Annotated in this window: 22 protein-coding genes; 18 read left to right on the top strand and 4 right to left on the bottom strand. The window is 59.3% G+C overall.

Annotated elements, in window-relative coordinates; genetic code table 11:
* Positions 1–31 precede the first annotated feature (31 nt).
* On the top strand, positions 32–919 hold the full coding sequence (gene yghX / locus HNR03_RS14870) for a YghX family hydrolase (protein ID WP_259154355.1): 888 nt from the start codon (positions 32–34) through the stop codon (positions 917–919).
* A 279-nt stretch (positions 920–1,198) separates the two neighbouring features.
* Here the strand turns inward: yghX and HNR03_RS14865 are convergent, their stop codons facing one another.
* A complete protein-coding gene (locus HNR03_RS14865; RefSeq protein ID WP_259154721.1) occupies positions 1,199–1,987 on the bottom strand; it encodes a DeoR/GlpR family DNA-binding transcription regulator in 789 nt (262 codons plus the stop codon).
* Between the two features lie 189 nt (positions 1,988–2,176).
* Between HNR03_RS14865 and HNR03_RS14860 the strand changes: the two genes are divergently transcribed.
* From HNR03_RS14860 to HNR03_RS14850, 3 genes are all read left to right on the top strand, one after another.
* Complete coding sequence (locus tag HNR03_RS14860) at positions 2,177–2,986, top strand: DUF2092 domain-containing protein (RefSeq protein WP_259154353.1); 810 nt, start codon at positions 2,177–2,179, stop codon at positions 2,984–2,986.
* Positions 2,983–3,195: a hypothetical protein gene (locus HNR03_RS14855; RefSeq protein ID WP_259154351.1), complete on the top strand. Its 213-nt coding sequence runs from the start codon at positions 2,983–2,985 to the stop codon at positions 3,193–3,195. The genes HNR03_RS14860 and HNR03_RS14855 overlap by 4 nt, the downstream gene beginning before the upstream one ends.
* A 284-nt stretch (positions 3,196–3,479) precedes the next feature.
* Positions 3,480–4,358, top strand: a complete 879-nt coding sequence (locus tag HNR03_RS14850; RefSeq protein ID WP_259154350.1) for a DUF1906 domain-containing protein — start codon at positions 3,480–3,482, stop codon at positions 4,356–4,358.
* A 15-nt stretch (positions 4,359–4,373) separates the two neighbouring features.
* Here the strand turns inward: HNR03_RS14850 and HNR03_RS14845 are convergent, their stop codons facing one another.
* Positions 4,374–5,042, bottom strand: a complete 669-nt coding sequence (locus HNR03_RS14845) for an ATPase (RefSeq protein ID WP_259154349.1) — start codon at positions 5,040–5,042, stop codon at positions 4,374–4,376.
* Between the two features lie 305 nt (positions 5,043–5,347).
* On the opposite strand from HNR03_RS14845, the gene HNR03_RS14840 reads away from it, so the two are divergent.
* The 5 genes from HNR03_RS14840 to HNR03_RS14820 all read left to right on the top strand — a co-directional run bounded on the left by HNR03_RS14840 (position 5,348) and on the right by HNR03_RS14820 (position 10,004).
* On the top strand, positions 5,348–7,024 hold the full coding sequence (locus HNR03_RS14840; protein ID WP_259154348.1) for an MFS transporter: 1,677 nt from the start codon (positions 5,348–5,350) through the stop codon (positions 7,022–7,024).
* 110 nt (positions 7,025–7,134) lie between these two features.
* On the top strand, positions 7,135–8,040 hold the full coding sequence (locus HNR03_RS14835) for an alpha/beta fold hydrolase (protein WP_259154347.1): 906 nt from the start codon (positions 7,135–7,137) through the stop codon (positions 8,038–8,040).
* A 105-nt stretch (positions 8,041–8,145) separates the two neighbouring features.
* Positions 8,146–8,571, top strand: a complete 426-nt coding sequence (locus HNR03_RS14830) for a hypothetical protein (RefSeq protein ID WP_259154346.1) — start codon at positions 8,146–8,148, stop codon at positions 8,569–8,571.
* A gap of 192 nt (positions 8,572–8,763) precedes the next feature.
* Positions 8,764–9,012, top strand: a complete 249-nt coding sequence (locus tag HNR03_RS14825) for a hypothetical protein (RefSeq protein WP_259154345.1) — start codon at positions 8,764–8,766, stop codon at positions 9,010–9,012.
* A gap of 248 nt (positions 9,013–9,260) precedes the next feature.
* Positions 9,261–10,004, top strand: coding sequence for a hypothetical protein (locus tag HNR03_RS14820; RefSeq protein ID WP_259154344.1), 744 nt, complete (start codon positions 9,261–9,263; stop codon positions 10,002–10,004).
* A gap of 39 nt (positions 10,005–10,043) precedes the next feature.
* Here HNR03_RS14820 and HNR03_RS14815 read toward each other — a convergent pair whose 3' ends face one another.
* Positions 10,044–10,850, bottom strand: coding sequence for a hypothetical protein (locus HNR03_RS14815; RefSeq protein ID WP_259154342.1), 807 nt, complete (start codon positions 10,848–10,850; stop codon positions 10,044–10,046).
* Positions 10,851–11,254: 404 nt separating this feature from the next.
* Between HNR03_RS14815 and HNR03_RS14810 the strand changes: the two genes are divergently transcribed.
* Both HNR03_RS14810 and HNR03_RS14805 read left to right on the top strand, forming a co-directional pair.
* On the top strand, positions 11,255–11,860 hold the full coding sequence (locus HNR03_RS14810; RefSeq protein ID WP_259154340.1) for an SCO family protein: 606 nt from the start codon (positions 11,255–11,257) through the stop codon (positions 11,858–11,860).
* On the top strand, positions 11,860–12,348 hold the full coding sequence (locus tag HNR03_RS14805; protein WP_259154338.1) for a copper chaperone PCu(A)C: 489 nt from the start codon (positions 11,860–11,862) through the stop codon (positions 12,346–12,348). Before HNR03_RS14810 ends, HNR03_RS14805 begins: the two co-directional genes overlap by 1 nt.
* Before the next feature lie 18 nt (positions 12,349–12,366).
* On the opposite strand, the gene HNR03_RS14800 is transcribed toward HNR03_RS14805, so the two are convergent.
* On the bottom strand, positions 12,367–13,350 hold the full coding sequence (locus tag HNR03_RS14800) for a GlxA family transcriptional regulator (protein WP_259154720.1): 984 nt from the start codon (positions 13,348–13,350) through the stop codon (positions 12,367–12,369).
* A 258-nt stretch (positions 13,351–13,608) separates the two neighbouring features.
* Between HNR03_RS14800 and HNR03_RS14795 the strand changes: the two genes are divergently transcribed.
* The 7 genes from HNR03_RS14795 (at position 13,609) to HNR03_RS14765 (ending at position 21,338) form a co-directional block, all read left to right on the top strand.
* On the top strand, positions 13,609–14,919 hold the full coding sequence (locus HNR03_RS14795; protein WP_259154337.1) for an NAD(P)/FAD-dependent oxidoreductase: 1,311 nt from the start codon (positions 13,609–13,611) through the stop codon (positions 14,917–14,919).
* A gap of 24 nt (positions 14,920–14,943) precedes the next feature.
* On the top strand, positions 14,944–15,360 hold the full coding sequence (locus HNR03_RS14790; RefSeq protein ID WP_017338215.1) for a RidA family protein: 417 nt from the start codon (positions 14,944–14,946) through the stop codon (positions 15,358–15,360).
* A 158-nt stretch (positions 15,361–15,518) separates the two neighbouring features.
* Positions 15,519–16,196, top strand: coding sequence for a DUF1028 domain-containing protein (locus tag HNR03_RS14785; protein ID WP_259154334.1), 678 nt, complete (start codon positions 15,519–15,521; stop codon positions 16,194–16,196).
* On the top strand, positions 16,193–17,341 hold the full coding sequence (gene argE, locus HNR03_RS14780) for an acetylornithine deacetylase (protein ID WP_259154332.1): 1,149 nt from the start codon (positions 16,193–16,195) through the stop codon (positions 17,339–17,341). Before HNR03_RS14785 ends, argE begins: the two co-directional genes overlap by 4 nt.
* 321 nt (positions 17,342–17,662) lie before the next feature.
* Positions 17,663–19,078 carry a cytosine permease gene (locus tag HNR03_RS14775; protein WP_259154331.1) on the top strand — a complete coding sequence of 472 codons (1,416 nt, stop codon included), beginning with the start codon at positions 17,663–17,665 and terminating at the stop codon, positions 19,076–19,078.
* A gap of 171 nt (positions 19,079–19,249) precedes the next feature.
* Positions 19,250–20,944, top strand: a complete 1,695-nt coding sequence (locus HNR03_RS14770; protein ID WP_259154329.1) for a phospholipase D-like domain-containing protein — start codon at positions 19,250–19,252, stop codon at positions 20,942–20,944.
* 175 nt (positions 20,945–21,119) lie between these two features.
* Positions 21,120–21,338: a PLD nuclease N-terminal domain-containing protein gene (locus HNR03_RS14765; protein ID WP_259154328.1), complete on the top strand. Its 219-nt coding sequence runs from the start codon at positions 21,120–21,122 to the stop codon at positions 21,336–21,338.
* Positions 21,339–21,900 lie beyond the last annotated feature (562 nt).

The raw sequence follows: 21,900 nt of genomic DNA, 5'->3' as shown, positions 1-21,900 counted from the left end.
TTCAAAGCCTGGACCCATGGGAAGTGCACCGATGGAACGACTGACCGCCAAAGACTTCGCCCCGGAACTGCTTGAACTCTACGACTATTACGCCCATGGCAAAATCAATCGGCGCGAGTTTCTTGACCGGGCGGCGCTGTTCACCCTGGGCGGCCTGACGGCCAGTGCTCTGCTCGCCGCGCTGAGCCCCAATTACGCGCTGGCTGAACAAGTGGAGTTCACTGACCCGGACATCCTCGCCGAGTACATCAGCTACCCCTCGCCCAAAGGCCATGGCAATGTCCGTGGCTATCTGGTGCGTCCAGCCAAAGCCACCGGCAAAGTGCCGGCGGTGCTGGTCGTGCATGAAAACCGTGGGCTCAACCCCTATATCGAAGACGTCGCCCGGCGCGTCGCCAAAGCGGGATTTATTGCACTGGCCCCCGACGGCCTGAGTTCTGTGGGTGGTTATCCCGGCAACGACGACAAAGGCCGCGAGTTACAAGCGACGGTCGATCCTGAAAAGCTCATGAATGATTTTTTCGCCGCGATTGAATGGCTGATGAAACTCGATGGCGCCACGGGCAAGGTCGGGATTACCGGCTTCTGCTATGGCGGCGGTGTCGCCAATGCCGCTGCGGTTGCGTATCCCGAACTGGCGGCGGCCGTACCCTTCTATGGCCGTCAGCCCAAGGCCGAAGATGTGCCGAAAATCAAGGCGCCACTGCTGCTGCATTACGGCGAACTGGACAAGGCCATCAATGAAGGCTGGCCGGCGTATGAAAAAGCCTTGAAAGCGGCGGGCAAGACCTACGAGGCGTATATCTATCCCGGCTGCAATCATGGGTTCCATAACGACTCCACGCCTCGTTACGACGAAGCCGCAGCGAAACTTGCGTGGGACAGGACGGTGGCCTGGTTTCGCAAATACCTGGTGTAGCGTCGAGTGCGTCGACGCTTTGAGGTCAAAAGATCGCAGCCTCGTTTCACTCGACAGCTCCTACAGGGGGGGCTTGTAGGCGTGGCCTGCTCAACTATCAATTCCTTCGATCTTTTACATCATGAAGCCGAATTTTTTATTTTTCAGCGGCTTGTTCAAGATAGCGCCACTTCTGATAATTCGGGCGATAGCTTCATGAACATAAATTTTGCGTTTGCGTGCTTGATCGTCGTGTCCTTTGCCATCGCCCTGGGCCACGGCTGACAGCGCGTCCCTGGCTCAATCGTCCGCCTGCACCACTTCAAGGCCGAGCTTTCGATAGTCCCCGACATCACCCGAGGCGACATGCCGCTCGGTGATCAGCGTGTGAATACGATTGCACGGCGCCACCACAAAAGGCTCGACCGCCCCCAGTTTGTCCGCAGTCGTCACCGCCACCACATGGGATGCACTGTCGAGCATCGCCAGCTTTATCGGCACCTCATCAAAATGCAGCGAGCTGATGCCGACTTCCGGGTGGATCGCACAGACCCCGGTGAACAGCAGATCAGCCTTGATGCCCTCGATCAATCGCAGCGTCTCATGTCCGCTGGCAGACATCGTCGCCGGGTTGAGTTGGCCACCGGCCAGGATCACCTTGATGCTCGGGTATTCGGCCAACGTGATGGCGATCATCGGCGATGCCGTCATGGCCGTGATGACAATGTCCGAGGGCAACGACCGGGCGATCTGCAGCGTCGTGCTGCCCGAATCGAACATCACAATCTGGCCGTTGTGCACTCGACTGGCCGCGAGTTGCGCCAGTCGGGTTTTCACCTCATCGGTCTCATTCACCCGGGTAAAGAAGTCCTTGCCGGTGTCCTTTGGACGCGGCAACGCCCCACCGTGCACGCGCTGCACCAGGCCAGCAGCGTGCAACTCCGCCAGGTCGCGGCGAATGGTGTCTTCGGAAACGGCAAAATGCTGGCTCAATTCCGAAGCCATGACCTTGCCGTCACGCTCCAGGAGCAGGAGGATTTTTTGTCGACGCAGCGAAGGAAGCTCGACTGTCGAATGCTGATCTTGCATGTTCATGCCTGTTTTTGCGTGTTTGTGCAAGATTAACCAAGCAGCCCTGTAAACACAATCGCAACGAATTGTCTGGCGAGGAGGAAAAAGGCAGATGAGCGGTCGCGTAATACCCGGCGGATGGCCGATGTTGAACTAGCGTTATAAGTCCAAGCTGGCCAATCCAGCCCTTTTGCAGTGGTGAACTACATGGAAAAGATCGCCCGAAAGTTAGTCAACTCATCGGCGCCCCTTATAGCGTGCGCAGGACTTGGGTTAATGATTGGATTAGGGTATCCGGTCATTGCGCAGGCCGATGATGCAAGCGCCAAAAGCCTGCTAAAGAACATGTCCGACTATATGTCAGCGCAAAAAAACATATCGTTTAACTACGACACGGACCTTGAAGTCGTCACCCGAGAAAAACAGAAACTCACAGTGGCGGCGTCCGGCACGGTCATCATTAACCGGCCTGACAAAATCCGTTCCACGCGCACGGGCGGATTCGCCGATGTCGAGATGCTGTTCGACGGCAAGACCCTGACCCTGTTTGGCAAAAACGCAAACGCTTATACCCAGGTTGAAGCCCCTGGCACGATTGATCATTTGATTAACGAATTAAGGGACAAGTACAACCGCCCCTTACCGGGCGCCGACCTCTTTGTCGACAATCCTGCAGCGCAACTGATGGAGGGCGTCAATGACATCAAGGATTTGGGCAGCGGTGTGATTGGCGGCGTCGAATGCGACCACTTGGCGTTCAGGGCCAAGGACGTGGATTGGCAGATCTGGATCGCCCAAGGCGAGCGTCCCTACCCTTGCCGCTACGTCATTACCTCCAAGCAAGTGGCGGGCGGTCCGCAATACAGCATTGAAATCAGGGACTGGAAAAGTGGCACCGAAGTGGCCGCAGACGACTTCGCCTTCAATAACACGACAAACGCCAAGAAAATGGAGTTGAAGGACCTGCCCAACGGGGATGACTTGCCGAAAAACTTTGTGCGAGGAAAAGCCAAATGAAGCTCTTGATAAAAACAGCTGGCTTGCTGGCGGTGACGTTCGTTCTGTGCGCCGCGCTCGAACTCGGAGAAACCCTGTCGATCCCAGGCATTCACAGTGTTATTTCTCCGGCCGAAGCCATCGTCGGGCGTCCTCTCACACCGGTCAGCGTGGCTGGAGTGGCAAGGCGTACGGTGCGGCGTTGCGCGGTGGGAGTTCGTTACTGCTGATGATAATTGACACTTACCGGGTCAGGCGGCCCGGTAAGATTTAAAAACATTTGTGCGCCTGAATACCAGTAACTTCAGCAATATAAAACCCGCCAGTCTCATTTTTTTATCAAACTTTGTTGCACTCGCTTAACACTGACCCAAACTTATTACACCTCTCGTAAAAAGTAACACGTGCCTGCATTGACGAGTTTCTTAAACGCGCTTTTCATTAATCCAAAGGGCCGAATAAATATCACTCGGCCGCATCGGAAAAGCGCAAGACTCGCCAAAGGACATTGATCATGCTCATTATCGACACGCCCTATAAAACGACGGCAAAACTTAGCTGCCTGGCAAAAGAAAACGTTCGAACCATCATCCGCTACTACAACTTCAGCAACTCGGTAAGTTTTCCCGACAAGTGTTTAACGCTGATGGAAGCGCAATCCATTTGTGCCCAGGGAATGAACATTGCCGTGGTGTTCCAGCAACGACAAAACAGCGCAGACGACTTCTCGGACGCCAAAGGTTATGAAGCAGGACGCAGGGCCTACCGCTATGCCAGCAACGACATCGGGCAACCTGAGGGGTCGGGGATCTATTTTTCCGTGGACTTCGATGCCAACCCCGCTGAAATCACCGGCAGCATCATTCCTTTTTTCCAGGGCATCCAACGGGCCTTCGAAGAGATATCCGGCAGTCAGCCGGCCTATCGGGTCGGCGTCTATGGCTCGGGAGCCACCGCCGCTGCGTTGTCGAAGAACAACTTGTGCTCGCTGGTCTGGCTCGCGATGTCATCGGGGTTCAGGGGGACGAAAGACGCGATCAGGAATGGCGCCTACAACATTCAGCAAAAGGCACCAGAAGCCACATTGTGCGGTTTGGGCCTCGACTACAACCTCATCAATCCTCAACAGAGTGATTTCGGCGCATTTGTTGTCCCGGTCGAAACATCGTCAGTCCCGACTGCTGTTTCTGCGCCCACCCATGAGGTGATATCGCGAACCAGTCTGAGACTGCGTGGTGGTCCAGGCACCGAGTACAGCGTGCTGGGTAGCTTGAAGCCCAGACAGCTGGTCGTGGCGAAACCGGTCAATCCCGAGTGGTCGAGTATTGATCTTCAGGGTGATGGCTTGATTGATGGATTTGCAGCTTCAGCATTTCTGAAAGAGTTGGGTTGAACGAAGCTGCGCGGGTCAGTTAGCGGCAACCTGACCCCTGCTTGCGTATGTCACCAACACTTTCAGCGAAGCATCGAACTGCTTCAACGCATCGACCTGCACCACGTTTTGCTGGTCTATCTGCGCAGCGATCTCCGGAGCGGCCTTGCCATGCACCCAGACCGAAGGCATTTGTTGTTCCCGTGAACCTTCGGCCTTGCCGATGTATTGCAGGTTCGAATCGTAGAACTTGGCGAGGAAGCGCGCCTCGACCTGGTTGTTGCGCTTGGACACCAGGCGGCTGTAGGTGTCCAGCATCACCACGACGTCGGGATGGGCTTGCACCACTGCGTCGAGGCTGTCGTAGACAGTCACCGAGGCAAATTCCTTTTGCAGCGAGCCCTTGAGCCAATTGATCGCCAGTGTCGGATCGGAGCTCTTGACGAAGGCGCTGCTGATGCGCGAGTCCAGCGCAGGGTTCTTCGCGCCGTTCAGTGCCACAGCATGGTACTGCTCAAGGTATTCGAGGGTGTTGAGGGTGTTCTCGCTGTACAGCACGCCCACCGATTGAGTGCGCTGCAAGCTGGCGGTGCTGTCGCCCACCGGCAGGAAATGGCAGGCCGGATCGGCCGCGTAAGCCGGTACGGTGGCGGCAACGCCGGTGGTCAATACGGCGACAAGCGCCAACAAGGTAGAAATTCTCATCGCGCAGGTTCCTTCAGAGGCGATTTCGGTATGACGTTATCTTCCTCTCATGACAGAAAAACAGAACTCGCATTCCTTGATGGTGATTATTGATTAAACGAATGGTTGCGTGGGTTGATCGGCAGGGCCAGTGGATATCTGCGTGAAGCCGATTATGCTTCTAGAAACCCTGCAGCGATGCGAGGCCGTCAGTCTGTGTGCAGGCTTCACGCAACGCGTAATCCGACGACATCAGCCCAAGGGCCTGGGTGCGGCAAACGATAGTGAGGTACTCCGGCCTATAACAAGAAAGACGGAGAAGACTCATGGCCGCAATCGACAGCGCTACCACGGGCAACACATCCAACCACGGGATTACCAAGGAGGAGCGCAAGGTCATTTTCGCCTCCTCCCTGGGCACCGTGTTCGAATGGTACGACTTCTACCTGTACGGGTCCCTCGCAGCGATTATCGCCAAGCACTTCTTTGCCGGCGTCAACGAGACAACCTCGTTCATCTTCGCGCTGCTCGCCTTCGCCGCAGGCTTCGCCGTTCGCCCTTTCGGTGCCGTGGTATTCGGCCGGCTGGGCGACATGATCGGGCGCAAGCACACCTTCCTCATCACCATTGTCATCATGGGTCTGTCCACGGCCGTGGTGGGTTTCCTGCCCGGCTACGCGACCATCGGCGTGGCGGCACCGATCATCCTGATCACCCTGCGCCTGTTGCAAGGCCTGGCGCTGGGCGGTGAGTACGGCGGCGCAGCGACCTATGTGGCCGAACATGCACCTAAGGGCCGGCGCGGCTACTTCACGTCATGGATTCAAACCACGGCCACCCTTGGGCTGTTTCTCTCGCTGCTGGTGATCCTCGCTTGCCGCACCGCGCTGGGCACCGAAGCCTTCGAGGCCTGGGGCTGGCGGATTCCGTTCCTGCTGTCGATCCTGCTGCTGATCGTCTCGGTGTACATCCGCCTGCAACTCAGCGAGTCGCCGGTGTTCCTGAGAATGAAAGCCGAGGGCAAGTCCTCCAAGGCGCCGCTGACCGAATCCTTCGCGCGTTGGGAGAACCTCAAGATCGTGATCATGGCCCTGCTCGGCGGCACCGCCGGCCAGGCCGTCGTCTGGTACACCGGGCAGTTCTATGCGCTGTTCTTCCTGCTGCAAACACTGAAGATCGACCCGCAGACCGCCAACCTGCTGATTGCCGGATCGCTGCTGATCGGCACGCCATTTTTCGTCATCTTCGGCAGCCTGTCCGACCGGATCGGCCGCAAAGGGATCATCATGGCCGGCTGCATCCTGGCGGCAGTGACCTACTTCCCGATCTTCCATGCGCTGACCCAATACGGTAACCCCGACGTGTTCCTCGCCCAGGAGAAGAACCCGGTCACGGTGGTGGCCGATCCGGGGCTGTGCTCGTTCCAGTTCGACCCGGTGGGCAAGGCCAAATTCACCAGCTCCTGCGACCTCGCCAAGACCGTACTGGCGAAACGCGCCATCCCCTACAAGAACCTCAAGGCTGAACCGGGCACTGTGGCGCAGGTGCGCATCGGCGACAAGGTCATCCAGAGCTTCGAGGGCACCGGCATGCCGGCCGCCGACTTCAAGACCAAAAACGACGCCTTCGCCGCGACCCTCGGCACAGCGCTCAAGGAGGCCGGCTACCCCGAGAAGGCTGACCCGGCCAAGACCAATTACCCGATGGTGCTGCTGCTCCTGACCATCCTGGTGATCTACGTGACCATGGTCTACGGCCCGATTGCCGCCTGGCTGGTGGAACTGTTCCCGGCGCGCATCCGCTACACCTCGATGTCGCTGCCCTACCACATCGGCAATGGCTGGTTCGGCGGCTTCCTGCCGACGGTGGCGTTCGCCATGGTCGCGGCCACGGGTGATATCTACTACGGGCTGTGGTACCCGATCGTCATCGCGGTGATGACGGCCATACTCGGCACCTTCTTCCTGCCGGAAACCAAGGATCGGGAAATTCATCACACCTGAAGGCAAACGGGCCCTCTCGCCCCCGGGAGAGGGCCCTGCAAACATGATCAAACGGTCTACGCTCATCTCCATTGCCTGGGGACTTCCCGTATACCGAGAGGGGCAGCACCATGATCCGCGTCCTGTTGACCATTTTCATAATGGCGCTAGGCATCCCGGCCCATGCCGGGGTGACGCCATTTCCCGCCGCCTTTCGCACCCAAGACATCCCGGTTGAAGGCGCCAAAATCCATGTCCGCGTCGGCGGTAAAGGCCCCGCCGTCGTGCTGTTGCATGGTTTCGGCGACACCGGCGACATGTGGGCGCCGCTGGCAGCGGATCTCGCCCGTGACCACACCGTCGTGGTCCCGGACTTGCGCGGACTGGGTTTGTCGTCGATCCCCGAGGGTGGCTACGACAAGAAGACCCAGGCCGCTGATGTTCGTGGCGTACTGGCCGCGCTGGGTATCGAACATGCCGTGGTCATCGGTCACGACATCGGCACCATGGTCGCCTTCGCCTACGCCTCGCGTTATCCGCAGCTGACCGACCGCTTGGTGGTGATGGATGCGCCTGTACCGGGCATTCCGCCCTGGAACGACATTGTCCGATCACCGATGCTGTGGCACTTCGATTTTGGCGGGCCGGATGCCGAGCGCCTGGTCGCCGGTCGTGAACGCATTTACCTGGACCGCTTCTGGAACGAATTCGCGGGTGACCGCAGCAAGGTCGATGAAGCCACCCGTCAGCATTACGCCAAACTCTATGCCCGTCCCGGCGTCATGCATGCGGCCTTCGCGCAGTTCCGCAGCATTCGTCAGGACACGGTGGACAACGAAGCGTCAATGAAAACGCGACTGACCATGCCGGTACTGGCCGTCGGTGGAGAGAAATCCTTCGGCAATAACGAAGCCATCGTGATGCGCAACGCCGCGGACCACGTGACAGAAGTGGTGATCCCCGGCGCGGGGCATTGGCTGATGGAAGAAGCGCCGACCGAGACCATCGCGGCGATCCGCAACTTTATGGGCCAGTGACCCGGCAAATCGTAAGGCCGATTGAACCCCGGCCCTCATCGTGTTTTCGAAATCCTGAAAGCGCTGATCGTCGACACGAGCAGCGCCATTGCAGAGGAAATCCCGATGAACAGTAAATGGCTGTTTCTGCTCGCCTGCCTTTGCCCCACCCTGGTCATGGCTGAAGGTTGCGACGTCCTGACCCACTCGCAAAGCCCTGCCGTTCCGGTCATCGAATCCCATAGTTGTTATGAGTACGAAGGCATGCCGGTCAACGCCATCGATTGGTCATGCAGCAATGAAAGCAAGGACATGCTCACCAGCACCAAGAAAAAAGTCGAACAGTGCGGCGACCACTATCAGGCCACCTGCATCGCGACGCTGACCCAGGAATCGCTGGCCAATCCTCATTCCACCAGCAAGGACAAGAACAGCACCTCGGTCAACATTCCCGACAATGCTCAAGTCACCACGTATTACTACGATGCGGAACATTTGGACCAGGCCAGGATTGATTGCGAGTCGGGCGGTGGTCACTGGAAAGCGCAGTAACGACGCAGGTTGATACGTCGCTGTTACATCAGTCGATCAGCCGGTTGGCGTGTTGTTACCTTAGCGACCGTGTTGTCACTTCTGCGTCGCTCGGCAGGCCAATAGAGTATGGCCTTCGGTGTGCTGGCGGGGACGAGAGGTCTCATCGGCCCTGCTGTGCGCCGATCCCCCCATCACGGAAGAGGTGACACCATGAGTTTCGTAACCGTTGAAAAAAACCAGAGCAGTGCCCCATCGGAAGCCGACCTGAAAAAGGCCATGGTCGAGTCTGGCGGCAAACCGGGCGAGGTCTCCGGGACCAACGCCGCGCGCAAGCTGACCTACACCGGCACGGTCAATCACACCACGTATGAGAACAAGCTGATCGAGATTGCCAAAGGCAAGCGCACCAGCTGGAACTTCGTCTGGGCCGACGAGAAGGTGAGCACACCGGCGCATTGAGGCCACGGTGGGGCGGTCGAACGGCCGCCCTGCTGTTTCATGCCGCGGACTCACTTGATACAACCCCGTTACGCTGATTGTTACCTCCAAGGTTTACCCACGGTTCATGACCCTCCCGCCTGTAACGCCAAGATACTTCGCCGCCCTGCCCCTCCCGCCTACAGTGAAGCCGTCAATGTGTTTAGAGGGTGCTGATTCATTGCCCGCTGCGCATTGATTGCCTAACACAACCAAGGAAGAGGAAAGCCATGAGTAAGTCGAGCGCTGTAAGCAAGCAAGCTCTGCAACTTCACAATGATGTGCAAGAGGCCCTCAAATCGTTCCAGAGCCTGGCCCCAACGGCCCTGAAAACGTCGGACTACAGCAAGGTGCTGACGTCGACCCTGGCGGCCACTCAAAAGTCAGTCACGATCGAGATCGCCCCCGATGACCTGACCCTGCTCAAGCAGTCAGGCTACAAGCTGTGCTTCGCCAAGAAAGTCGGCAACGAAGCCTACAACGTCGTTTGGCAGTCCTATGACAAATACCTGAGCAACAACGGCTTCAGCTGGACACCGCAGTACCAGCTGTTCGGGTCCAATACTTTTCAGGCTGATGTGACGGTGAAGGTCTCGACCAACATCGTCACGATCGGCCTGGGGCAACAATCGACACTGAGCGCGGAAGGTTTGCTGGGCCAGGCGGTAACCGGTGGACCTGACATTTCCATCACCCTGGACAACGAATACGGTCCGATCCATCCCGGCATCAATCAATTGTCCGTTGGCATCGACGGCAAGCAAGTCAGCACTCCGATCTACGTGGCCACCAACCAGGTGGTCACCGGCAATACCGTTCTGACCCCTGTCGAGACCATCCTCGTGTGGTTCGAGCAGAACGTGAAGACCAGCACCATGTTCAGCACTTCACGGTCCAAGGCCATTGAAATCGACCTGACCGTGGTTAACGATGCGACCCGCCTCTACGAAGACGGTAAATGGAAAACGGTGTAAACGCCGCACCGGGGGCAACCTCGCGGTTGCCCCTTTCATTCAAGGAACGTCACCGCCTCCCCGGGAGAAATACCCGGTCAACGACCGACAGATAGACTCCGCCAGATCTTCCTGAGTGGCGATGCCATAAGGCCGATTGCGATCAAATTGCTCCGACCAGCGGATCCGCCCCTGAGCCACATCAATCAGGCGCACCGAGGTGCGGACACGGCTCGGCTCCACCCGCACGCTGCCTTCCAGCGAATAATTGCCGCGACCGGCCCGCATGACGTCCGAGGCTTTGATACTGCTGCGCGCCACCTTCATCAACACAGGGTTGGTGCGGCTTTGCGACTGTTCGAACGTCTCGAATAACCGGCAGCTCAACTCCTCGCACAGGCCACGGGTAAAGTCATCGCCGTCGCGGGTGATGCAGGTAAATGGCTGAATTTGCAGCACCGGATGGCGAGTCGCGCCGCCCTTGGGCCTGAGCCGCTGATACGCCAGGCGATAACAACCGGGCGGTATGCTCAGGTGCACCGGGTCCAGTTGACCCGTGGTGGTGTAATGCGTCGCGAGTTTGCGCCGCAATCGGCCCACCTGCACCCGCACTACCGGATCGTCTCCGGTGCAGTAAACCGCCGGATCTCGGCGAAATACCGCCAGGCCGATGGCGTGCTCAGTGAGCGGTGTGTTCGAACATTGAAGGTCGTGCTCGACCAGAAAGCGCAGCAGACTGCCCATTCGCCGGGACTTGGCGAACACCGGGCTGGCCAGAAGCACTGCCAGCACGCGCTCCATCTCTTCACGATCGAGCGGCTCGGGAACGCCCTCGGCACTCGAATTGCCAACGTGTTTGATCACCATTGCCTGCCTCCGTGCAGGTTACCGACAATCGCTGGCCACCCCGATGGAGTGGATATGGATACTGAAGTCGTACTCCATGGCTACGTGCGGCGCCCGACCGTTGAGTGACTCGGGCGCTGCAAGGTCGAAGCTTAGCAGCCATAACGCCATGTCGAGGATATTGCGATGATCGTCACACTGGTCGCCGCGCCCAGCCGCTGCGCGTCGTGCATGGCTTGCCGTAGCAATGGGATTGCCCACGCCAACTGATCCGTATTTTTCCGCGCTGCCTGCCTCTGTACCAAAACGGCCCCTCGTCCAACAATGAGCGACGCAGGGGCACAGTTTGTTAATATTCACGCGCTTTTTTCGTCTGACTCATCAGACGCAGTCGTTCTCAAGTCGCAACACAGGAATGCTTTTCCATGAGTACGTTGTATACCCGTCGCACGGTCCTGCGGGGCATGAGCCTGTTGAGCCTGGGTCTGCTCGCCGGCTGCGATGGCGGCAGCAAGCTGTCGTTCAAGTACGGCAAGGACCTCAGCGACAAGATCATGGGGCGTACCTTCAAGCTCAAGGACGCCCAGGGCGAAACGAAGATGCTGACCAGCTATCGCGGCCTGATGCCGATGGTGTTCTTCGGTTTCACCCAGTGCCCGGCGGTCTGCCCGACGACGCTGGCCCGCGCGGCGCAGGCGAAAAAGCTGATGGGGCGCGACGGCGAAAAGCTGCAAGTGATCTTCATCACCCTGGACCCCGAACGCGACACGCCGCAAATGCTCGACGCGTACGTCAAATCGTTCGATCCGAGTTTCGAGGCGCTGCATGGCTCGCTCGAAGAAACCGCTGAAACCGCCAAGGAGTTCGGCGTGTTCTTTGAGAAGATCCCCAGCGGTTCGAGCTACACCCTGTCCCACACCGCCACCAGCTTCGTCTTCGACTCCCGGGGCAATTTGCGCCTGGGGCTGTCCGCGTCCCTTACCGCCCAAGAGTGTGCAGACGATCTGCTCACCGTCATGGAAGTCTGCTAATGAATTCGATGTGCGCAAAAACCGCTGTCTCGCGACGTATCAAACAACTGGTCCTGGGCTTCTCCCTGATCGGCCTGGCGTGGCAGGTCGCCGCGCAAACCCAGGTGCAAGACGCCTGGGTCCGCGCAACGGTTGCCGGCCAGCCGTCGACCGGCGCCTTCATGACCCTGCAAGCCGACAGCGACAGCAAACTGCTCAGCGTGCAGTCGCCCGTCGCAAAAACCGTACAGATTCACCAATCCACCATGAAGGACGACGTAATGAGCATGCGTCAGGTCGAGTCCGTCGCGCTGCCGGCCGGCAAACCGGTGAGTTTTGATCCCCACGGCTACCACATCATGCTGATTGACCTGACGGCCCAGGTTCAGGAAGGCAGCAAAGTGCCCCTGACGCTGATCGTGGAAAACGCCAAGGGCGAGAAAGAAACGATTGAGGTGCAAGCCGAGGCGCGGGCACTCGGCATGGCTGATCACAGCAAGATGCATTGACGACCGGGCGAGCGACTCTTATTTGACGAGTCGCTTTTCCTTGGAAGGCCGGTAGCCGAAATACGAGCTGTAGCACTTGCTGAAATGGCTCGGCGATACAAAGCCACACGCGACCAACACGTCCACCTGCGAAAGCTCGGTGTGCTGGAGCAGTCGACGTGCCTCGGTGATGCGCAATTCCATGTAATAACGCTGCGGCGTCGTGCCCAGTTGCTCCTTGAACAAGCGTTCCAGTTGTCGCCGTGAACGCCCGGCATAGACCGCCAGTTGTTCCAGCTCCAAAGGCTCTTCGAGGTTGGCGTCCATCAGCTTCACCACCTCGCGCAAGGGCGCGCTCACGCAGATGTTTTCCGTCGGTTTGATGCGCCGGTAGCGCGATTCCTCAAACGCCAGAATGTCTTCGATCCCCTCGACCAGCGCTTTGCCGTGCAGGCTTTTGATCCAGTCCAGCGCCATGTGGAAGGCCCCGGATGGGCTGGACGCTGTCAACCGGTCTCGATCAATGATGTAGGGTTCGCTGCTGACCTGCGTGACCTTGCAGAAATCGGCGAGCGCGGGTCGATGCTCGGGGTGAATCGCGCAACGGTAACCGTCAAGCAAACCGGCCTTGCCCAGAAACCATGCACCGTTCCACAACCCGGCCAGGCTGACGCCCTGGTCTGCCGCCGTGCGCAACAGGGTGATGAAGCCCTCGCTGGCTTTCAGCTCGGTCCGGTAGCCGCCACACACGACCAGCAAATCCAGTTCCTTGATCGCCGCACAATCAATACGCGCGTCGGGTCGAATGACCAGGCCCAGGTCGCTGACGACCTCCCCTTCGTTGAGGCCGAAGGTGCGCGTAGAAAACGTGTCGGGCCGCAGCAGATTCGCCGTGACCAGCGTATCCAGCGCCTGGGTAAACGCGGGCAGCGAGAAATGTTCGAGCAACAGGAAGCCTGCCCGAACCGTTTGCCTGATTTCGCCGGGTTGCTCATTCAGATAGCGCAGGTTTTTTCCCTTCATGCCCCCGCTGAATTGGCGTCGTTCGATCAATGTCCGATCACTCCGTTGCGTTTACGAACAAAGCGCCATGTTACCCCACAGCGCCTCCACGGCGTATCCACTCGCCTTGGCCAGAGCGTAAACGGACGCTCTGCCTCAGTTATTTATACTCAAATGCCAGCTTAATAATATTTTACCGATACTAGGGTCATCCCTAGTCTTGAGCCCAAGAAATGGCAGGTCGTTCGCGACCGAACTCCAACTTCGAAGGGTATTGAGATGACCTCTGAAACAATAAAAACAGATACGCTGATTGTTGGCGCCGGTCAGGCTGGCGTGGCCATGAGTGAACACTTGAGCAAACTCGGTGTGCCGCACCTGGTGCTGGAGCGCAACCGTATTGCCGAGCGCTGGCGCACCGGGCGCTGGGATTCGCTGGTCGCGAACGGTCCGGCATGGCATGACCGCTTTCCAGGCCTCGATTTCGACGACCTCAGCCCCGACGAATTTGCGCCCAAAGAACGCGTCGCCGATTACTTCGAAGCCTACGCGAAAAAATTCAAAGCGCCGATCCGCACTGGCGTGGACGTGCTGAAAGTCGAGCGCAATGTCGGTCGCCCGGGTTTCACCATTGAAACCTCTGAAGGTGTGATTGAAGCCAGCCGCGTGGTGGCCGCCACCGGTCCTTTCCAGCGGCCGGTCATCCCGCCGATTGCACCGAACGATCAGCCTTTCCTGCAGATCCACTCAGCGGACTACCGCAACCCGGCGCAACTGCCCGAAGGCGCGGTGCTGGTGGTCGGCGCGGGCTCGTCCGGCGTGCAGATCGCCGATGAATTGCAGCGGGCCGGCAAGAAGGTTTACCTCTCCGTCGGCGCCCACGACCGCCCGCCTCGCGCTTACCGCAACCGGGATTTCTGCTGGTGGCTGGGCGTGCTGGGCGAATGGGACCAGGCGGCGATGAAACCGGGTCGCGAACACGTCACCATCGCGGTGAGCGGCGCCCATGGCGGTCGCACCGTGGACTTCCGAGGGCTGGCGCATCGCGGCATGACCCTGGTCGGTCTGACCCAATCGTTCAACGGCGCCGTGGCGACCTTCCAGCCCAACCTGGCCGAGAACCTGGCCCGTGGCGACGAGAACTATCTGGCGCTGCTCAATGCCGCCGATGCCTACATCGAACGCAATGGCCTGGACCTGCCGCAAGAACCGGAAGCGCGCCACACCTTCCCCGATCCAGAGTGTGTGACCCACCCGATTCTTGAGCTCGACCTGGCCAAGGCCGGCGTGACCTCGATCATCTGGGCCACCGGGTTTGCCACCGACTACAGCTGGCTCAAGGTCAATGCCTTCGATGACAAAGGCAAGCCACAGCATCAGCGCGGCGTGTCGAGCGAGCCGGGAGTGTATTTCCTCGGGCTGCCGTGGCAGTCGCGTCGCGGGTCTTCGTTCATCTGGGGCGTTTGGCACGACGCCAAGTACGTGGCGGATCACATCGCCATCCAGCGCTCTTATCTCGACTACCACGATGCGGCGCAACGCGCGGCGGAAGCCGTCCCGGTCGCCCACAAAACCACGGTCAGTGCTTAAGCCTTTTTCTGTCAGGAGCTAAAAATGTCCACGCCAACCCATACCCGTATTCGCATGTTCAACACCAAGGAAACCTACCCGAACCAGAGCCTGGACAACGATCTGTGCCAGGCCGTCCGGGCGGGCAACACCGTTTATGTTCGTGGCCAGGTCGGCACCGATTTCGAGGGCAGACTGGTGGGCCTGGGTGACCCGCGTGCGCAAGCAGAGCAAGCCATGCGCAACGTCAAGCAGTTGCTGGAAGAGGCCGGCAGCGACCTTAGCCACATCGTTAAAACCACAACTTACCTGATCGATCCGCGGTATCGCGAACCGGTGTATCAGGAAGTCGGGAAGTGGCTTAAAGGCGTGTTCCCGATTTCCACCGGGCTGGTGGTGTCGGCACTCGGGCAGCCGCAGTGGTTGATGGAGATTGATGTGATTGCGGTGATTCCTGAGTAGACCGCGTCGCGGCTATCGCGAGCAGGCTCGCTCCCACAGGGGATCTTCAGCGAACACAGATTTTGTGGACGACACCGATCCAAGTGTGGGAGCGAGCCTGCTCGCGATGAGGCCAGCCCAGACAACTTATTTGCCAAGGCAAACCAAGGAGCAAAACCATGACCTTCTCCATCGCCGCCCGTTGCCCCGAAACCGGTCAGTTCGGCATCGCGATCAGTTCCTCCAGCATCGCCGTCGGCGCCCGTTGCCCCTGGCTGCTGCCGGGTGTCGGTGCGGTCTCCACGCAAAACATCACCCTGCCGTCGTTAGGCCCGGACGTCCTCGCCCTGATGGAACAAGGCCTAGCCCCCGCCGAAGCGCTGGACAAGGTGCTCACGCGCAACGGCTACAGCCAATACCGTCAGATCACCGCCATCGACCACCTCGGCCAGACCGCGCATTTCAGTGGCGCGCAGACCCTGGGCAACCACAACGCCGTGTCCGGCGAGCAATGCGTCGCCGCCGGCAATATGCTCGCGGACCGCTCGGTGATCGAGGCCATGGTCGAGGCATTCGAACACGGTGAAGGTCAACTCGCCGACCGCTTGCTCGCGGCCATGAAAGCCGCTATCGCTGCAGGCGGCGAAGCCGGGCCGGTGCATTCGGCAGCGCTGGTGGTGGTCGGCGAGCTGACCTGGCCGATCATCAACCTGCGGGTCGATTGGGCGGACGAAAACCCCATCGGCGCGTTGGAAAAACTCTGGGATGCCTATCGCCCACAGGTTCAGGACTACATCGACCGCGCCCTCGCGCCCGATAAATCCCCAGGCTACGGCGTCGCCGGAGACGACCGATGAGCAGCAGCCGCGATTTGCTGCAAACCCTGGTGGCGTTCGACACCACGAGCCGCGAATCCAACCTGCAACTCATCGAGTTCGTGCGCGACTACCTCGCCCGTTTCGACGTGCCGTGCGAGCTCATCTACAACGAGCAACGCAGCAAGGCCAATCTGTTCGCCACGATTGGCCCGGCGCAGTTGCCGGGCATCGTCCTGTCGGGACACACCGACGTGGTGCCGGTCGATGGCCAGCCGTGGACCGTGCCGCCATTCGAACTCACCAAGCGCGACGGCAAACTGTACGGTCGCGGCACGGCAGACATGAAAGGCTACATCGCCTGCGTGCTGGCCCTCGTCCCTTCCCTGGTGAACGCATCGCTGCGGCGGCCCGTGCACATTGCGCTGTCCTACGATGAAGAAATCGGCTGCCTCGGCGTGCGCTCGCTGCTGGCAGAATTGCAACAACGTCCGGTCAAACCGATGCTCTGCATCATTGGCGAACCGACCGAACTGAAACCGGTGCTTGGGCATAAAGGCAAACTGGCGATGCGTTGCGACATTCACGGCCAAGCCTGCCACTCCGCCTATGCGCCGCTTGGGGTCAACGCCATCGAATACGCCGCCGAACTGATCGGTGAACTGGGACGAATCGGCACCCGGCTAAAAGCGCCCGAGCACCACGATGCGCGGTTCGATCCGCCCTTCAGCACCGTGCAAACCGGTGTGATATCCGGCGGTAAGGCACTAAACATCGTCCCCGCCGATTGCCGCTTCGACTTCGAAATCCGCGCCCTGCCCGCGCATGATCCGAGCGAAGTCGCGCAGTCGCTTCAAGCCTATGCCGAGCAGCACGTGTTGCCACGCATGCGCGCCGTGAGTGAGCAGAGCGACATTCGCTTCAGCGAGTTGGCGGCCTACCCCGGCTTGGCGACAGATGCGCGGAGTGAGGCCGCTGAATTGATTGCGGCATTCTGCGGCTCCCGAGAGTTCGGCACCGTGGCATTCGGCACCGAGGGCGGCCTGTTCGACGCGGCTGGAATCCCCACCGTCGTCTGCGGCCCCGGCAGCATGGACCAAGGCCATAAACCGGACGAATTCGTCAGCCTCGAACAACTCAACGCCTGCGACGCCATGCTGCAACGGATGCTGCTATCGATCAGTTGATCCACAGTTCCACACACACCACAGATCCCCTGTGGGAGCGAGCTTGCTCGCGATGAGGGCCTGACAGTCAATATTGATTTGACCGACAGTCCGCCATCGCGAGCAAGCTCGCTCCCACAGTATCGCGTCCGTTTCGAGCCCCTGTTCTCCCCAGATTTCCAGCGTCCAAACAGCATACATTTTTTAACGTCTATACCCACAATCTTACTAATTTATCTATCCGCCCCCACCGCACATCATCCACTCCAACAAGAAAAGCGTCGCCCTCGCGTGGCGCTCACCGAAGTACGTCCACGTACTCAAATTGCCTTGGAGTCCGTCATGGTTACCCCTGCAACAACCTCCGCCCCGCTCATCGAAAAACACACCATCGGCTACGTGCCGCCCGAAGATCGCCACGGCAAAACCCGCGACCTGTTCACCCTCTGGTTCGGCGGCAACATCGCGCCGCTGCCCATCGTCACCGGTGCCCTCGGCGTGCAGATGTTTCACCTGAACCTGGTGTGGGGCATCGTTGCCATCCTCGTCGGCCACCTGGTCGGCGGCGTGCTGATGGCGCTGCACTCGGCGCAAGGCCCGCAGATGGGCATCCCGCAAATGATCCAGAGCCGCGCCCAGTTCGGTCCCCTCGGCGCGCTGCTGGTGGTGCTGATCGCCGGCATCATGTACATCGGTTTCTTCGCCTCCAACATCGTCCTCGCCGGCAAGTCCTTGCATGGCGTGGTCGACAGCGTGCCGGTGCCCGTTGGCATCGTCATCGGTGCGCTCGGTTCGGGCATCATCGGCATCATCGGCTACCGCTTCATCCACGTGCTCAACCGCATCGGCACCTGGGTGCTCGGGGCCGGCATCGTGCTCGGTTTCGGCTACATCTTCACCCACGTGCAGACCGCCGACTTCCTCACTCGCGGCAGCTTCAACATCTCCGGCTGGCTGGCCACCGTGTCCCTCGCCGCGCTCTGGCAAATCGCCTTCGCACCGTACGTGTCCGACTACTCGCGCTACCTGCCAGCCAACGTGCCCGTGGCCGCCACGTTCTGGACCACGTACCTGGGCACCGTGCTCGGCTCCAGCCTCTCGTTCATCTTCGGCGCCGTCGCCGTGCTCGCTACGCCCGTGGGCATGGACACCATGGACGCGGTCAAACTCGCCACCGGTTCCATCGGCCCCTTGATGCTGGTGCTGTTTCTGCTCAGCGTCATCAGCCACAACGCCCTCAACCTCTACGGTGCCGTGCTGTCGCTGATCACCCTGGTGCAAACCTTCGCCTATCGCTGGATCCCCACCGCCCAAAGCCGCGCCGTGCTCTCGGTCATCGTCCTCGCCGCGTGCTGCTTCGCCGCCGTCGGTGCCTCAGCCAACTTCATCGGCCACTTCGTCGACATGGTGCTGGTGCTGCTCGTGGTGCTGGTGCCGTGGACCGCGATCAACCTGATCGACTTCTATGCGATTCACAAAGGTCAGTACGACATTGGTTCGATCTTCAAGGTCGACGGCGGCATCTATGGCCGGTACAACCCGCAAGCGTTGCTGGCGTATGCGATCGGGATCGTGGTGCAGATTCCGTTCATGAATACGCCGCTGTATGTCGGGCCGATTTCGGAACACATCAACGGCGCGGATTTGTCCTGGCTGGTCGGCCTGCTGATCACCTCGCCGCTCTACTACTGGCTGGCGAACCGTGACAGCGCGTATAAGCGTCGTCTCTCGACCGGAAAACTCGCCAACAGCCTGTAAAACCCTGGACGCCGAGGGCAGACCACGCCGTGCTCTGCCCTCCCTGCCATACAAATGTCACGAAGCCATCACCGTCGTGCTCTACGCTGAATCAGGCCAGATAACCTCGCGTCACACACTCGAGTACTTACCATGACTGATTTCATCGCAAGGACGACTGACGGATTCACCATGAAACTTTGGCGCGGCGAGCGCACCTGCCTGATCGGCTTCGACGTCGAAGCCCCCGCGGCCACCTTCGTCGGGTTTGCCATTGAGTGCAAATTCCCCGGCGCCGCGGACTTCACGCCCCTGCCCAATCGCATTGCCTTCGAGTACGACAAACCCACCGCAGAAGCCGTCAGCGGCGCGCGAAAGTTTTCGTCGCTCACCGCACCGTTCCAGAAATTTCGCTGGATTCACTTCCCCCACGAAACCGGACACGGCACGTTCGTCTACCGGGGCACCCTGATGCACATGCCCGCGGACGGCCAACTGGTTGCCGGCACGTCCATTGAACTGGCGATTGATCTGGACCCCATCAGCTACGAAGGCATCGTCGATATAGGCTTTACCCGCGGCTTCACCTCTTCCCAGGCGTTTGTTGATCGAGTGCCCAAAGGCATGAACGTCAATGAATACGGAAAGAGCCTGATTCCATCGAAGACCGAAGACAGTCTCGACCACAAGAAGACCGACCCGGCAATCTATGAGTGGCTGGGTTTTGAAGCCGTCGACATGATCTTCGGCTTGCTCAACGAAGTCATTCAGGACACCAACACCACCCTCGATGTGCTCGCCTATGACCTCAACGAGCCCGACATTGTCGGTTCATTCGAGAAACTCGGCAGTCGTCTGCGAATCATCATCGACGACGCTGGCGATCACCACGCACCTACCAGCTGCGAGACAAGAGCCGCCATCCGCCTGGCCGCATCCGCTGGCGCGGCCAACGTCCACCGCACTCATTTCAAAGGGCTGCAACACCACAAAGTGCTCATCGCCCGGCGCAATGGCGTGCCTTACAAAGTCCTGTGCGGCTCGACCAACTTCAGTTTTCGCGGCTGCTACGTGCAGAACAACAATGCGCTGCTGTTCTCGGAACCGGCGGTGGCCGCGCTATTCGGTCAAGTCTTCGACGCCTCTTTCGCAGACCCGGACCAATTCGCCGCCAGCGATCTGGCCAAGAAATGGCACGTCATCGAAACCCAAGGCCCGCGCCTGCACTTCTGCTTTTCACCCCACGAAAGCGCAAACCTCTCACTCAGCCCGTTAGGAGGCGCAATCGACCAGGCCACCAGTTCGGTGCTGTTCAATATCGCCTTCCTCAACCAAATCGTTTCGGGGCCCACATTCGATTCGATTACTCGCCTCTATAAACGGCCGATTTTCAGCTACGGCGTTAGCGACAAACCCTCGGGCATGAACGTGACCAAGCCCGATGGCACCTCGGCTGAAGTCGATTTCGCATACCTGGCCAAGAACGCACCGGAACCCTTCCGCAGCGAGTGGGCCGGCGGCAGCGGCGTCTCCGTGCACAACAAATTCGTGGTCACCGACTTCAACCTGCCCAGCGCCAAGGTCTTCACCGGCTCCTCGAACCTGTCCGTTGCCGGCGAAGAACACAACGGCGACCACCTGATCCTGATCGAGGATGGCCGAATTGCGCAGGCCTATGCCATCGAGGCGCTGCTGGTGTTCGACCACCTGCACTTTCGCACCGACATGAAAAAAGCCTTCGAACCCGCCGCTGGAGGCGTTGCCGGAAACCCGCCGCCCATGACGCTGCGCAAACCCACCGCCATCACCGGCCAGCCCGCGTGGTTTGAGGATTACTACGTCGAGGGGTCACAGAAAGAACGAGACCGGCAGTTGTTCTCTCTCTGACGACAAGCGCTAGCCGGTAAACCTGTGGGAACGAGCCTGCTCGCGATGACGCACTGACAGCCAATATCCATCTGGCTGACAGCCAGCCACCGCGAGCAACGTCTCGCCTCCCGAAATTTAATGAACCCTGCCCACCACCACCCGCCTAACTGAAAGACTATCTGGAGGGTGACCCATGCAAATCGAAACAATCTGGATCGTACTGACAGCCGTTCTGTTGCTGATCGAGTTGTGGGCGATCAACCGGGTGCGCAAAGCCCAGGGCAAGTCGAGCAACAAACTGTTATGGATCGTGGTGATCGTGTTTGTGCCACTGATTGGGGTGATCGCGTGGGCAGTCGCGGGACCGAAACACACCGAACACAACCCGCAAGCGCCGCAGGCCGGGCAATGACATCGGAGCGTTTGCGCTAAAGATCTGGAAACTGCGCGTGATTCCAAACAACAAAGCCCAGACAACCTGAGCTTTGTTGCCCCCCCACCACAAGCCCACTGTAGGAGCTGTCGAGTGAAACGAGGCTGCGATCTCTTGACCTTGACGTCCGAATTTCGCGTAGGAAACAACCCTCTACACCGAAGGACCTAACCCCCCTCAACCGAAGACCGCACCCCACTCCCTACGAAGCGCTTAAACAACACCAAATCCCGTAACAACCAGCGAAGCCTGCGTTCGCCTGCGCTGCCGCCGTAATCCCGACGCGGACGGCTCAGGTGACATTAAACACGTATTGATTTCACGACAGCTACTCAGTTGGATGCTGCCTGGGACACAAGCGGGAAACCCGGTTTTGTGTCCTACACGGCCGTTTGCAGGCGGCCAAAACGATGCCTATATTCGACCCGTCGCTGACCGCAGTTAGCGATAGGGTTTCGCAGCCCTGAAGAAGACGACACACCGCTAAATGACAACTGTGGCAAACTTCGCCACCGTTACGTTTTATGGCGGCTGTGTGTGG

Source organism: Pseudomonas sp. JAI111, assembly GCF_024809425.1.
In the GTDB taxonomy this organism is placed as follows: domain Bacteria; phylum Pseudomonadota; class Gammaproteobacteria; order Pseudomonadales; family Pseudomonadaceae; genus Aquipseudomonas.
The sequence above is the reverse complement of the archived record's forward strand: the minus strand, read 5'-3'. Positions and strand labels throughout refer to the sequence as shown.

What these genes read in the sequence shown, in the direction of transcription:
- HNR03_RS14865 (WP_259154721.1), bottom strand. Translation starts at nt 1,987, where the DNA reads ATGCAAGATCAGCATTCGACAGTCGAGCTTCCTTCGCTGCGTCGACAA.
- HNR03_RS14850 (WP_259154350.1), top strand. Translation starts at nt 3,480, where the DNA reads ATGCTCATTATCGACACGCCCTATAAAACGACGGCAAAACTTAGCTGC.
- HNR03_RS14800 (WP_259154720.1), bottom strand. Translation starts at nt 13,350, where the DNA reads ATGAAGGGAAAAAACCTGCGCTATCTGAATGAGCAACCCGGCGAAATC.
- yghX (WP_259154355.1), top strand. Translation starts at nt 32, where the DNA reads ATGGAACGACTGACCGCCAAAGACTTCGCCCCGGAACTGCTTGAACTC.
- HNR03_RS14855 (WP_259154351.1), top strand. Translation starts at nt 2,983, where the DNA reads ATGAAGCTCTTGATAAAAACAGCTGGCTTGCTGGCGGTGACGTTCGTT.
- HNR03_RS14805 (WP_259154338.1), top strand. Translation starts at nt 11,860, where the DNA reads ATGAATTCGATGTGCGCAAAAACCGCTGTCTCGCGACGTATCAAACAA.
- HNR03_RS14860 (WP_259154353.1), top strand. Translation starts at nt 2,177, where the DNA reads ATGGAAAAGATCGCCCGAAAGTTAGTCAACTCATCGGCGCCCCTTATA.
- HNR03_RS14840 (WP_259154348.1), top strand. Translation starts at nt 5,348, where the DNA reads ATGGCCGCAATCGACAGCGCTACCACGGGCAACACATCCAACCACGGG.
- HNR03_RS14795 (WP_259154337.1), top strand. Translation starts at nt 13,609, where the DNA reads ATGACCTCTGAAACAATAAAAACAGATACGCTGATTGTTGGCGCCGGT.
- HNR03_RS14830 (WP_259154346.1), top strand. Translation starts at nt 8,146, where the DNA reads ATGAACAGTAAATGGCTGTTTCTGCTCGCCTGCCTTTGCCCCACCCTG.
- HNR03_RS14815 (WP_259154342.1), bottom strand. Translation starts at nt 10,850, where the DNA reads ATGGTGATCAAACACGTTGGCAATTCGAGTGCCGAGGGCGTTCCCGAG.
- HNR03_RS14845 (WP_259154349.1), bottom strand. Translation starts at nt 5,042, where the DNA reads ATGAGAATTTCTACCTTGTTGGCGCTTGTCGCCGTATTGACCACCGGC.
- HNR03_RS14810 (WP_259154340.1), top strand. Translation starts at nt 11,255, where the DNA reads ATGAGTACGTTGTATACCCGTCGCACGGTCCTGCGGGGCATGAGCCTG.
- HNR03_RS14820 (WP_259154344.1), top strand. Translation starts at nt 9,261, where the DNA reads ATGAGTAAGTCGAGCGCTGTAAGCAAGCAAGCTCTGCAACTTCACAAT.
- HNR03_RS14790 (WP_017338215.1), top strand. Translation starts at nt 14,944, where the DNA reads ATGTCCACGCCAACCCATACCCGTATTCGCATGTTCAACACCAAGGAA.
- HNR03_RS14785 (WP_259154334.1), top strand. Translation starts at nt 15,519, where the DNA reads ATGACCTTCTCCATCGCCGCCCGTTGCCCCGAAACCGGTCAGTTCGGC.
- HNR03_RS14765 (WP_259154328.1), top strand. Translation starts at nt 21,120, where the DNA reads ATGCAAATCGAAACAATCTGGATCGTACTGACAGCCGTTCTGTTGCTG.
- argE (WP_259154332.1), top strand. Translation starts at nt 16,193, where the DNA reads ATGAGCAGCAGCCGCGATTTGCTGCAAACCCTGGTGGCGTTCGACACC.
- HNR03_RS14835 (WP_259154347.1), top strand. Translation starts at nt 7,135, where the DNA reads ATGATCCGCGTCCTGTTGACCATTTTCATAATGGCGCTAGGCATCCCG.
- HNR03_RS14775 (WP_259154331.1), top strand. Translation starts at nt 17,663, where the DNA reads ATGGTTACCCCTGCAACAACCTCCGCCCCGCTCATCGAAAAACACACC.
- HNR03_RS14825 (WP_259154345.1), top strand. Translation starts at nt 8,764, where the DNA reads ATGAGTTTCGTAACCGTTGAAAAAAACCAGAGCAGTGCCCCATCGGAA.
- HNR03_RS14770 (WP_259154329.1), top strand. Translation starts at nt 19,250, where the DNA reads ATGAAACTTTGGCGCGGCGAGCGCACCTGCCTGATCGGCTTCGACGTC.